Below are 13,241 nucleotides of genomic sequence, written 5' to 3' on the forward strand. Positions count from 1 at the left end.
TTAATCCTACCTGTTTGCTGTAATATTTTTAATTATGTTACAATAGTTTTAACCGTGGAAGGATGACATATTTATGCTTGAGCCTATGCTTTTTTTACTAACTTTATTGGCAATTGCTTTTCTGGCGAAAAACCAATCGTTAATTATTGCGGTCCTGGTCCTGCTTGTGATGAAGATTGCTGGTGTTGAAGCGAAAACATTTTCGCTGCTCCAGGGTAAGGGAATTAACTGGGGAGTAACGGTTATCACTATTGCTGTCCTGGCGCCCATTGCCAGCGGTGATATTGGTTTCAAGGATTTAGGCGGTGCTTTCAAGTCCCCTTATGCATGGATTGCGCTGATATCAGGGATGGCAGTTGCTCTGCTTGCGAAAGGCGGAGTTACCTTGCTGGCCGAAGATCCCCATATAACGACCGCACTTGTACTGGGAACAATTCTGGCCGTATCATTATTCAAAGGAGTAGCAGTTGGTCCTCTAATTGGTGCTGGAATCGCATTTGCGGCTATGAAAATCTTTGAATTCTTTAAATAGCCTTTTTGTAAAATAATATTTTATATTGATTTAAGTTGTTTTCATTCACAAATGTCAGATAATTGTTTATAATAGGACTTGTAACTGCTTCCATCCCCCTGTATAGCCTGGGGATTAGAAGTTTATCCACGGTTTTTTAATTTAACAAAATGTAAGCATTTTCTTTTTGCCGGTTGCCTGAGCAAGCGCTCGATACCCATTATTTTCAGGGCATTTCGGCTGGAATCGGTCTGTCGCCGGCGTATGGTCCGGCTTTTCGTATAAAGTGTCAGAAATTTCTTTTTTCTGATAACGCTGTTTTTAACAGCAATTCAACATACAGACAAAAATGGGATATGGGGAAATTAACTACAAAGGAGAGATTGAGTATGACAGTAACACGTGGTCTTGAAGGGGTAGTGGCAACAACATCTTCTATCAGCTCTATTATTGATGACACGCTGACTTATGTAGGCTATGACATTGACGATTTAGCTGAAAATGCTAGTTTCGAAGAAGTGATTTACTTATTATGGCACCGCAAGCTTCCTACAGCAGCAGAATTGGACGAATTGAAAAAGCAGCTTGCAGAGAATGCGGCTTTGCCGAAAGAAGTTCTTGAGCATTTCAAGATGTACCCGATCGATAAAGTCCATCCGATGGCTGCAGTTCGCTCGGCTGTATCTCTTTTTAGGATTATATGATGATGAATCAGACGTGATGGAAAAAGAAGCCAATTACCGCAAAGCGATCCGCCTTCAGGCTAAGATGCCAGCTATCGTTACGGCTTTCGCAAGAGTAAGGAAAGGCCTTGAGCCAATTGCGCCAAGGGAAGACCTTAACTTCGCGGCAAATTTCTTGTACATGCTGACTGGAGAAGAACCAGATGAAATAGCAGTAGAAGCAATGAATAAGGCGCTAGTGCTTCATGCTGACCATGAGCTTAACGCTTCAACTTTCACTGCGCGTGTCTGTGTTGCGACACTCTCTGATGTTTATTCTGGTGTTACGGCTGCAATCGGTGCATTGAAAGGTCCTCTTCATGGAGGAGCGAATGAAGCAGTTATGAAAATGCTGACGGAAATCGGAACTCTTGAAAATGTTGAGCCGGCAATCCGCGGAAAGCTTGCGAACAAAGAAAAAATCATGGGCTTCGGGCACCGTGTATATCGTCAGGGAGATCCACGTGCGAAGCATTTGAGAGAAATGTCCAAGAGGCTGACTGGGCTGACTGGTGAACCTCACTGGTACGAAATGTCCACTAAGATTGAAGAAATCGTTACAGGTGAAAAGAACCTTCCGCCAAATGTTGACTTCTACTCAGCATCTGTATACCACAGCCTTGGCATCGACCATGACCTTTTCACGCCGATTTTCGCTGTAAGCCGTGTTTCCGGATGGCTTGCACATATCCTTGAACAGTATGATAACAACCGCCTGATCCGCCCGCGTGCAGACTATACAGGTCCTGGCAAGCAAGAATACGTTGCCATCGAAATGAGATAATTATTAGAGAAAAAGGAGCAATATTTTACTTTTTAGTGAAAAATTGTTCTAATAGGAGAGTGAAGGAAGCCTTGTATCCATACAATTTTTATAAATCGATGGATACAAGGCTTCCCAAAAGAAGGTTAGTGGCAATCTTGCCTGCTAACCTTTGATTCTGTTAATGAATTAGGATTTTGGAGGGGAGAGAATAATATGCAAGGTGAAAAAATCACAGTCAAAGATGGAGTTTTAAACGTACCAAATAATCCAATCGTTCCTTTTATCGAAGGTGACGGTACAGGTCCGGACATCTGGGCAGCTTCTGTCCGCGTTCTTGATGCAGCAGTTGAAAAAGCATACAAGGGTGAGAAAAAGATTGTCTGGAAAGAAGTTCTTGCTGGAGAAAAGGCATTCAACCAGACTGGTGAGTGGCTTCCAAGCGAAACTCTAGAGTTGATCAATGAATACTTAATCGCGATAAAGGGACCTTTAACAACACCAATTGGTGGCGGAATCCGCTCTCTTAATGTTGCATTGCGTCAAGAGCTTGATCTATTCGTCTGCCTGCGTCCTGTTCGCTGGTTCGAAGGTGTTCCTTCACCTGTAAAGCGTCCGGAAGACACTGACATGGTTATTTTCCGTGAAAATACTGAAGATATCTACGCTGGTATCGAGTATGCAAGCGGTTCTGACGAAGCCAAAAAACTTCTTGAATTCTTGCAAAACGAAATGGGTGTAAACAAAATCCGTTTCCCTGAAACTTCAGGTCTTGGTATCAAGCCTGTTTCCAAAGAAGGAACAGAGCGCCTTGTACGTGCAGCAATCAATTACGCCATCACTGAAGGCCGTAAGTCATTAACGCTTGTACATAAGGGCAATATCATGAAATTCACAGAAGGCGCGTTCAAAAACTGGGGTTATGAACTGGCTGAAAAGGAATTCGGTGATAAGGTATTCACATGGGCACAGTATGACAAGATCAAGGAAGAACAAGGTACTGATGCAGCGAACAAAGCTCAGTCTGACGCAGAGGCTGCTGGCAAGATCATCGTTAAAGATGCGATTGCGGATATCTTCCTTCAGCAAATTCTTACACGCCCGAAAGAGTTCGATGTTGTTGCAACTATGAACCTGAACGGTGACTATATTTCTGATGCACTTGCAGCACAGGTAGGCGGTATCGGTATCGCTCCTGGAGCAAACATCAACTATGAAACTGGCTACGCTATTTTCGAAGCGACACATGGTACTGCTCCGAAATATGCTGGTTTGGATAAAGTGAATCCATCTTCTGTAATCCTTTCAGGCGTTCTTATGCTTGAACACCTTGGCTGGACTGAAGCAGCTAACCTGATCGTCAAGTCAATGGAGAAATCAATCGCTTCTAAGGTTGTAACATATGACTTCGCACGTTTGATGGATGGCGCTACAGAAGTCAAGACTTCTGAGTTCGGTGATGAACTAATCAAGAACATGGGCTAAAAATATGCGGAAGGCTATCCTTTTTAAGGATAGCCTTTACATAAATAACATATATTTTTAAAAATATATTCGTTCTGAGGAGGAAGCCTTATGTCATTGAAACGCAAAAAGATTTCAGTCATTGGTGGAGGATTCACAGGAGCAACAACAGCATTCATGCTAGCACAGAAGGAACTTGGGGATGTAGTATTAGTCGATATCCCGCAAATGGAAAACCCTACAAAGGGTAAAGCGCTTGATATGCTTGAAGCGAGCCCAGTCCAAGGTTTTGACGCGAACATTACCGGTACTTCCAGCTATGAAGATACGAAAGACTCAGATATCGTTGTTGTAACAGCTGGTATTGCGCGCAAACCTGGCATGAGCCGTGATGACCTTGTCCAGACGAACCAAAAAATCATGAAAAGTGTAGCCCAGGAAATCGCCAAGCATTCTCCTGATAGTTTCATTGTTGTATTGACTAATCCAGTTGATGCGATGACTTATACTATTTTCAAAGAGTCAGGCTTTCCAAAAAATCGCGTAATCGGCCAATCGGGCGTACTGGATACTGCTCGTTTCCGTACATTCGTAGCTCAGGAATTAAACCTGTCTGTAAAAGACATTACTGGTTTCGTTCTTGGAGGCCACGGCGATGACATGGTTCCACTTGTGCGTTATTCATATGCAGGGGGCATTCCTCTTGAAACACTTATTCCAAAAGAACGCCTTGAGGCCATCGTCGAACGCACTCGCAAAGGTGGCGGCGAAATCGTCAACCTCCTTGGGAATGGCAGTGCTTACTATGCGCCGGCAGCTTCCCTGGTTGAAATGTGTGAAGCTATCTTGAAGGACCAGCGGCGCGTATTGCCGTCCATTGCATATCTTGAAGGAGAGTATGGATACGAAGGTATTTACCTTGGAGTTCCAACAATCCTTGGCGCAGGCGGTATTGAGAAAGTGATCGAGCTTGAATTGACTGCAGAAGAAAAAGCAGCACTTGATAAGTCTGCCGAAGCAGTCCGCAACGTTATGGCAGTACTTGCTTAAGCGATAAAAGATTACTAAATAAGACACTCTGTTCAAGACTAAAGTGGAAATCAACAGCCTAATTAACACAACAAATAAAAAAATCGGGGAATATTCCCCGATTTTTTTACAAAAATTATACAGTATATGAATTTGGGACAAGAGATGGGAATGTACATTCCTGGACTTCTATTACAAAGGGGTAAATGCTATGCTTCTTGGAAGAAAACGTAAGCTTGGCAGGAAAATAGAAGAAATCACAGTCGGAGAAAAATTAACTTTAACAGAAAAAATTGAAGATAAAGATCTTCTTTTATATTTGGGATTGACGAACGATGCCAATCCTTTATACATCCAGCATGATTACGCGTCACAGACACCTTATGAAAAACCGATTGTTCCGGCAATCATGTTGAATGGAATCATCACTTCGGCTGTTTCAAAATATCTCCCAGGACCAGGGAGCCATATTCTGAAACAGGAAATTGAGTATGTGAAGCCTGTTTACCATTACGGTACAGTACAATTCTTTTTTGAAGTAACCGAAGTGATCAGAAGTAAGCATCATGTTGAAATTTCGGTAATAGGAAAAAATGAAGAAGATGAGACAGTTGTAAAGGGGCTTCTGCTCGTCTGCCCTCCATATTCAGTTCAGCGTATGGAAGGAAAAGCATTAGAAAACTTTTAAATTTTCGGGATGTACATTATTTGTGCATCCCTTTTAGTTTATCATTTGATTTTACAGGTTGGATTGATATTATAATGTAAATAGATCTATTGGATGAAGGCTGTTTTCTTAAGATTATCGTTAAGATCCTAAAGCCGATTTTAACGTGATTTAAAGCCAATTTGTTGGTCGGTATTAAGTTAGCAAGCTCTTTTCTTATGATCAGCTTTAACTTACGCAGAGCAACATTGGTCATATAATCAAACTTTGTTGTCATTAGCAACGAAATTTGAGAAAAGAGTCTGGATGAAACAGGGGTAATAACTTTTTTGGAGGCTTATATGAACAAGAAGGTCTTGGTTGTGGATGATGAACAATCTATTGTGACACTGCTGAAGTATAATCTAGAGCAGGCTGGTTATTCAGTGGTAACCGGTATGGACGGCGAGGAAGGTATTCGCCTTGCAGCTGATGAAAGACCAGATTTGATGATTTTGGATTTGATGCTTCCAAAACTCGATGGAATGGAAGTATGCAAGCAGCTCAGGCAGCAGAAAATCAATGTGCCGATACTGATGCTGACGGCAAAAGATGATGAATTTGACAAAGTGCTTGGTCTGGAGCTGGGCGCTGATGATTACATGACTAAGCCATTCAGTCCACGTGAGGTCGTAGCAAGGGTAAAAGCCATTTTGAGAAGAACGCAGACACAGCCAGAAACAGTAGAGGAAAAGCCCGAAGAAGACGGACAACTAAAAATTGGCGATATTAGGATCATCCCAGATTTCTATGAAGCTTATTTTATGGAAAAATTGCTTGAATTGACACCAAAAGAATTCGAGTTGCTCCTTTACCTGGCGAAGAATAAAGGCAGGGTGCTTACGCGTGACCAACTGCTCAGCGCTGTTTGGAATTATGACTTTGCAGGAGATACACGAATTGTAGATGTACATATAAGCCACTTACGGGAAAAAATCGAGCAGAACACGAAAAAGCCATCATATATCAAAACGATACGCGGGCCTAGGTTATAAGCTGGAGGAACCAAAGGGAGAATGACAAAGTACCGGACTCGTCTCTTATTCGCCCTCATTACTCTGATCATCATCGTTTTGTTGGGCTTGGGCCTGCTTTTAGGGCAATTATTCAAAAATTATTATATTAATTCTTTCAACGAGCGGCTGAAGATTGAAATGATTCTTTTAACCTCCAATATTGAGCAAAATGGAGGGCTCGCATCTCTGGATACTGAAGAAATTTCACGGATGAGCGGCGGCCTGCTTAACGCAAGGATCACCATCGTTGATCTTGAGGGTGATATCCATTATGACACAGGTGAACTATCGAGTACTAAAATCAACAGGCACAGGGAAATTATTGAAGGTATTGTTGACGAAACTCCTAGAGACAGGAGTGACCTGGAAGTTGGTGGAGGTTTTGACCTGCATTATTATTGGAACCCATTGATTCGTGATGGTGAAAAGGAAGGCTATGTTTTTTTAACAACAAAGATTGATGAGCTTCAGAAGGCTTATCGTCAAATCTGGTGGATTCTCACCATTAGTCTGGGCATGGCATTAATGCTCATTATCCTTCTTGGTACTAGGATCACCAATCGCTATACAAAACCAATTGAGTCTGCAACAAACGTAGCCATTGAACTGGCTAAAGGAAACTATCGGACCAGGACATACGAGGATCATATTGATGAAACAGGCATGCTAAGTTCGTCAATCAATATCCTTGCCAGGAATCTTCAGGAACTGATGAAGCTGAAAGAATCCCAGCAAGATAGATTGACCACACTGATTGAGAATATGGGCAGCGGCCTGATTCTGATCGACAGCAGGGGCTTTATAAACCTGATTAATAAGCCTTACAAGGAAATTTTTAATGTGGAGGCTTCTGAATACCTTTATAAACTTTACTATGAAGTAATTGACCACGAGGAAATTACCCATATGGTTGAAGAGATTTTCATGACAGAACAAAAAGTACGCAAGCAAGTTGTTTTGCCATTGGAAATCGAGCGACGCCATTTCGAAGTTTATGGAGTGCCGATTATAGGGACTAACAATGTCTGGAAGGGAATCCTTCTCGTTTTCCATGATATTACCGAACTGAAGAAACTGGAACAGATGAGAAAGGACTTTGTGGCAAATGTTTCCCATGAACTTAAGACACCGATTACCTCTATAAAAGGTTTTTCTGAAACGCTGCTGGATGGTGCCATGCATGATAAGGCAACACTTGAAGCATTTCTGGAAATCATTTTAAAGGAAAGTGACCGTCTTCAGGTATTGATCCAGGAATTGCTGGACCTTTCAAAGATAGAGCAGCATGGTTTCCGGCTTACTAATGGAATTGTTGACCTCGTAAAAGAAACAAATGAAGTCATTGAGATTTTAAAAGGGAAAGCAGCACAAAAGGATATTATGCTGAATCTGAGTCAATACACCGAGGAGGCAGTTATTGAAGGTGATCCAGACAGGCTTAAGCAGGTACTGATCAACCTTGTCAGCAATGCAATTACCTACACTCCAAATGGAGGCAGTGTAGAGATTTCGTTAACTGACCAGGGAAATTTTGTTTCGGTTGTGGTCCAGGATTCCGGTATAGGAATCGAGAAGAGTGAAATACCGAGGATTTTCGAACGATTTTACCGGGTGGACAAGGCAAGGAGCCGGAACTCCGGCGGAACAGGTTTAGGCCTGGCCATCGTCAAACACATTATTGAAGCACATAAGGGACATATCGAAGTCGACAGCCGGATAGGAGAAGGGACAACCTTTACGATCAAGCTTTTTAAAAAGCTGCCTCAATAGTGAAAAATAATCGAGAGTCAAATGAGTAAAATAGTTAACTGGCAAGCCCAATTCGAACTGAATTGGGCTTTTTGCTGAATAATAAAGTATAATTTTTTTTCACTTAGCTTAGTGTCTCGCTTCAGCGCCTAGCCCCTCGAATCGCATGTCTAGCTGCGGATCCTAACTCCTCGAGACGCTTCTGTCCGCTCAGGTGAAGTCAAAGAACGACTTCACTTTCAGGCCCTCCAGCGCTTGTCTGGGCTGACCAAGGTTCTTGCGCTTTCATATTGCTCTTCACAGAAAGCAGTACTGGAACTAAAGCAACAGCCAGATTGAAAAAGCGCTAAATTTACATTTACTTTACAGAAGGTTTATTTTTCCTTAATACTGCCTTGCTACAATCATTAGTGAAAACCCCTTCATCCAAGGAGCTAGAAAAAAGCACAAGCAAACCCCGCTTGTGCTTTTTTCATATGTCTGTACTATTAAAAACCACATTGTAACAAATCTGTATTCCATTTATCATTCTTTTGAAACTTTTACGTTTTAGAAACGTAAATACAAACATAGCTAAAAGCATAGAAAGAGGGGAATGAGATGGTAAGCTTAAAAAAAATCTACGTGACGAGCGGGATTGTTGTCTTGGCCATTATTTTAGGTCTTTCGGCTTTCACAACGTGGTATACGGTCGATGAATCTGAGCAGGCGGTCATCTTGACGTTTGGAAGAGTGGAGGAAGGGATTAGCGAACCTGGCTTGCACTTCAAGCTGCCTTGGCCAATCCAGAGTGTCGAGAAGTTATCGAAAGAAACTTTCAGCCTACAGTTTGGCTATGAGGAAAAGAATGGGGAAATCCAGGAATTTCCTGATGAAACTAAAATGATTACTGGTGATGAAAACATCGTCCTTGCTGACCTGGTTGTTCAATGGAAAATAACTGATCCTGAAAAATATTTATTTAACGCTGATAATCCGAGAGAAATTCTATATGATGCGACTTCAGCGTCTGTAAGAAGTATTATCGGAAGTTCCGAAATTGATGAGGCTCTGACATCAGGGAAGGCAGAAATTGAAGCAGAAGTCCGAGACTTATTGTCTTCTTTGATTGAAAAGTATGATATAGGTGTATCTGTCCTTGGTGTAAAGCTGCAGGATGTTGAATTGCCAAATCAAGAAGTGCGCAAGGCTTTTACCGATGTAACGGATGCGCGTGAAACAATGAACACGAAAATAAATGAGGCAAAGAAATACCGCAACCAGAAGTTAAACGAAGCCCAGGGGGAAAAGGATGCGCTGATTTCAAGAGCGGAAGGGGAAAAAGCCGCGAGGATCGAACGGGCTAGAGGTGACGTGGCAGTCTTCAATAAGCTGCTTGTTGAATACAAAACCAATCCGGACATCACAAGGCAGCGTTTAATATTGGAAACGCTTGAGCAAGTCCTGCCTGGAACAGAGATTTACATCATGAATGATGAAGGCAATACAATGAAGTATTTCCCGATTCGCCCACTTGAAACAGAAAAAGCTACACCTAAGTCAGAGCAGGAAGGCAGTGAGAAAAATAATGGCTGATCAAAACGTGATAGATATAAATGAACGCGGCGGTGGATCCTGGAGAAAGTATACCAAACTAGGAATTCTCCTAGTCATCATTATTGCACTGCTTGTCTTTATTTTTACGAATGTATTCATCGTGAAGCAGGGCGAGTATAAAGTGGTTAGGCAATTTGGAGAGGTTGTCAGGATCGTCAAAGAACCGGGCTTGAACTACAAAATTCCATTTGTCCAGAGTGTCACAACACTGCCGAAATACCAGATGACCTATGATGTTTCCCAGGCGGAAATTAACACAAAGGACAAAAAGAGAATGTTGATCGACAATTATGCGATCTGGCGTATTGAAGACCCTAAAAAGATGATTTCCAATGCAAGAACACTAGAAGGTGCGGAATCGAGAATGGAGGAATTCATCTATTCGGTTGTCCGTTCTGAGCTTGGGAAGCTGGACTATGACGAAATTATCAATGATGAAAAGTCTTCCCGTGGTTCATTGAATGACAGGGTGTCTGAAAAAGTCAATGAGCTCCTCTCTGGCGGTAATTATGGAGTCGTTGTGACGGATGTCCGAATGAAGAGGACGGACCTGCCGGAAGAAAATGAATTGTCTGTTTTTACGAGAATGATTTCTGAACGTGAGTCCAAGGCCCAGGAATACCTTTCAATGGGTGATGCAGAGAAAAACAGAGTCATCGCCCAGACGGACAGGGAAGTGAAGGAGCTTCTTGCAAAGGCATCGGCAGACGCTGAAACCATCCGCGGCGAAGGCGAAGGAGAAGCTGCTAAAGTATACAACCAGACGTTTTCCAAGGACCCGGAATTCTATTCAATGTTCCGTACACTGGAATCCTATAAAAAGACAATCAACGGTGAAACCGTCATTGTCCTCCCATCCAATTCTCCGTACGCAAGAATGCTGATGGGCTATACCAATTAATAATCAACTGATAAGGCCGTTATTTTTCTTTCTATTATCTCTCATGATAAAATAGGAAGGAATCTAACGGTCTTTTTTTCTATATAGAATCAATCAAAAATGTTTTGCCAGTCTTTAAAAGGAGGAATCGCATGTCTAAAAAGCTTGTATTGATAGATGGAAACAGCATTGCATACCGTGCCTTTTTTGCATTGCCGCTATTGAATAATGAAAAAGGGATACATACGAATGCAGTTTATGGTTTCACGATGATGCTGATGAAAATTCTCGAGGATGAAAAGCCTACCCATATTCTTGTTGCGTTCGATGCCGGGAAAACGACGTTCAGGCATAAAACCTTCAGCGAGTACAAGGGTGGCAGGCAAAAAACGCCGCCAGAGCTTTCTGAGCAGTTTCCGTTTATCCGTGAATTGCTGACAGCTTACGGCATCCCGCAATATGAGCTGGAGAACTATGAAGCCGATGACATTATCGGTACATTAAGCTTGCTGGCTGAAAAAGAAGACTTCGAAACAAAAGTCATTTCAGGGGATAAGGACTTAACCCAGTTGAGCTCTGACAAAACGACGGTCAATATTACTAGAAAAGGAATCACCGATATTGAAGAATATACTCCTGAGCATATCAAGGAGAAATATGGTCTCTCTGCGGAACAAATCATTGATATGAAAGGTCTCATGGGTGATGCTTCCGATAATATTCCAGGCGTTCCCGGTGTAGGTGAAAAAACAGCGATCAAACTGTTGAAGGAATACGGTACACTTGAAAATCTTCTGGAATCGATCGATCAAGTCAGTGGGAAAAAGCTTAAGGAAAAGCTTGAGGAATTCAAAGATCAGGCTGTGATGAGCAAGGAACTCGCAACCATTACGCGTGAAGCGCCTGTTGGATTAGAGTTGAGTGAGCTTGAGTACGAAGGCGCAGAGAACGAGAAGCTCGTGAAAATGTTCAAGGAACTTGGGTTCAATTCCTTGCTGGACAAGTTGGGAGCAGTTGCGGAAACTGAGGATGTGGAGCTTGAAGACATAGAGTTCAAGCAGCTGGACAAGATTGATCAGGATATTTTTGCACAAGACAATGGCTTTTATGTTGAGGTGCTAGAAGATAACTACCATTATGCAGACATTATCGGTTTTGCGGTTGTAAATGAAAACGGCAGCTTCTATCTGCCGGTGGAGATCGCGTTGGAATCAGAAGAATTCAAGAAATGGGCCGAGGATGAAACAAGCAAAAAGACTGTCTATGATGCGAAACGTTCCGAGGTCTCGTTGCGTCACCACGGCATCCATCTTAAGGGTGCTGACTTCGATGTGTCGCTTGCATCCTATATCATCAATCCTTCCGAGTCACCGGATGACCTGGCAGCTATTGCAAGGCAGCATGGCTTCATGAGCGTGCAGGCTGACGAAGCTGTTTATGGAAAGGGAGCTAAACGGAAAATCCCTGAGATAAGTATTCTTGGAGAACATCTGGTGCGCAAGGCAGATGTGCTTGTGGCATTAAAAGAAAAGCTTGAGCAGGAGCTATGGGACAATGACCAGCATGATCTGTTCAGCAGCCTGGAAATGCCGCTGTCATTGGTGCTTGCGGATATGGAATATCAAGGCGTTAAGCTTGATATGAACCGCCTGGATAAAATGGGCGAAGAAATCAAAGGCCGTCTAACCGATATTGAAACCAGGATTTTTGAACTGGCAGGAGAACAGTTCAATATCAATTCTCCTAAACAATTAGGTGTCATCCTGTTTGAAAAACTGGGATTGCCTGCCGTGAAAAAAACGAAGACAGGTTATTCTACTTCAGCGGACGTCCTTGAGAAACTGGCAGCTAAACATAAGATTATCGAAGAAATCCTTAACTACCGTCAACTGGGAAAACTGCAATCAACCTATATTGAAGGCTTGCAAAAGGTTGTCAATAAAGAGACAGAAAAAGTGCATACAAGATTCAACCAGGCCCTGACAGCGACAGGAAGATTGAGTTCGACGGATCCGAACCTCCAGAACATCCCAATCAGGCTGGAAGAAGGCCGGAAGATCAGACAGGCATTTGTTCCATCCGAAAAAGGCTGGGTCATCTTTGCAGCGGACTATTCGCAAATTGAACTGCGTGTACTTGCACATATTGCTGGAGACGAGAAATTGATCGATGCTTTCAAGAATGATTTGGACATCCATACTAAGACAGCAATGGAAGTGTTCAATGTAGGGAAAGATGAAGTCACCTCTAATATGCGCCGACATGCAAAAGCGGTCAACTTCGGAATTGTATATGGAATCAGTGATTACGGATTATCCCAAAGTCTGAACATTACAAGGAAGGAAGCGGGCGAATTTATTGAACGCTATCTAGAAAGCTATCCTGGTGTCAAAGAGTATATGGATGAAATCGTCAACGATGCAAAAGCGAAGGGCTATGTCCAGACATTATTGCATCGCCGCAGATATATCCCTGAAATCACGTCCCGTAATTTCAATTTAAGAAGCTTTGCGGAACGTACCGCAATGAATACCCCGATCCAGGGAAGTGCCGCAGATATTATCAAGAAGGCAATGATTGATATGGCAGAAAGACTGCGAGAAGAGGGAGTAAAGACAAGGCTGCTGCTTCAAGTACATGATGAATTGATTTTTGAAGCACCTGAAGACGAGATTGAATTATTGAAAAAAATCGTTCCGGAAGTCATGGAAAATGCCATTGAATTGATGGTGCCATTAAAGGTGGACTTCTCATATGGTCCGACTTGGTATGACGCAAAGTAGCAGTTCCAACAGGATTTTCACA

The 13,241-nt window shown here is 42.5% G+C and carries 8 protein-coding genes and 2 pseudogenes; all 10 read left to right on the forward strand.

The genetic code is table 11. From position 1 onward, the window contains the following. The first annotated feature begins 73 nt into the window (after positions 1-73). The 10 genes and pseudogenes from LC048_RS03820 to polA all read left to right on the forward strand — a co-directional run bounded on the left by LC048_RS03820 (position 74) and on the right by polA (position 13,219). Positions 74-532, forward strand: coding sequence for a DUF441 domain-containing protein (locus tag LC048_RS03820; RefSeq protein ID WP_226603646.1), 459 nt, complete (start codon positions 74-76; stop codon positions 530-532). 368 nt (positions 533-900) lie between these two features. Next, positions 901-2,017, forward strand: a pseudogene (citZ, locus tag LC048_RS03825) (citrate synthase). Positions 2,018-2,212: 195 nt separating this feature from the next. After that, positions 2,213-3,481 carry an NADP-dependent isocitrate dehydrogenase gene (icd, locus tag LC048_RS03830; RefSeq protein WP_306049479.1) on the forward strand — a complete coding sequence of 423 codons (1,269 nt, stop codon included), beginning with the start codon at positions 2,213-2,215 and terminating at the stop codon, positions 3,479-3,481. 90 nt (positions 3,482-3,571) lie between these two features. Next, on the forward strand, positions 3,572-4,510 hold the full coding sequence (mdh, locus tag LC048_RS03835; RefSeq protein WP_226603656.1) for a malate dehydrogenase: 939 nt from the start codon (positions 3,572-3,574) through the stop codon (positions 4,508-4,510). Positions 4,511-4,700: 190 nt separating this feature from the next. Continuing rightward, positions 4,701-5,177 carry a MaoC/PaaZ C-terminal domain-containing protein gene (locus tag LC048_RS03840; protein ID WP_226603659.1) on the forward strand — a complete coding sequence of 159 codons (477 nt, stop codon included), beginning with the start codon at positions 4,701-4,703 and terminating at the stop codon, positions 5,175-5,177. Positions 5,178-5,497: 320 nt separating this feature from the next. Next, a pseudogene (locus LC048_RS03845) lies at positions 5,498-6,215 on the forward strand (response regulator). Further along, a complete protein-coding gene (gene pnpS / locus LC048_RS03850) occupies positions 6,212-7,981 on the forward strand; it encodes a two-component system histidine kinase PnpS (RefSeq protein ID WP_306049482.1) in 1,770 nt (589 codons plus the stop codon). Before LC048_RS03845 ends, pnpS begins: the two are co-directional and overlap by 4 nt. Positions 7,982-8,560: 579 nt before the next feature. Further along, positions 8,561-9,535 carry an FtsH protease activity modulator HflK gene (gene hflK / locus LC048_RS03855; RefSeq protein WP_226603669.1) on the forward strand — a complete coding sequence of 325 codons (975 nt, stop codon included), beginning with the start codon at positions 8,561-8,563 and terminating at the stop codon, positions 9,533-9,535. Further along, positions 9,528-10,457 (forward strand): protease modulator HflC, encoded by a 930-nt coding sequence (gene hflC, locus LC048_RS03860; protein WP_226604051.1) that lies wholly within the window; start codon positions 9,528-9,530, stop codon positions 10,455-10,457. Before hflK ends, hflC begins: the two co-directional genes overlap by 8 nt. Positions 10,458-10,588: 131 nt before the next feature. Then, positions 10,589-13,219: a DNA polymerase I gene (polA, locus tag LC048_RS03865; RefSeq protein WP_306049484.1), complete on the forward strand. Its 2,631-nt coding sequence runs from the start codon at positions 10,589-10,591 to the stop codon at positions 13,217-13,219. Positions 13,220-13,241 lie beyond the last annotated feature (22 nt).

Source organism: Mesobacillus subterraneus, assembly GCF_020524355.2.
Taxonomy (GTDB): domain Bacteria; phylum Bacillota; class Bacilli; order Bacillales; family Cytobacillaceae; genus Mesobacillus; species Mesobacillus subterraneus_C.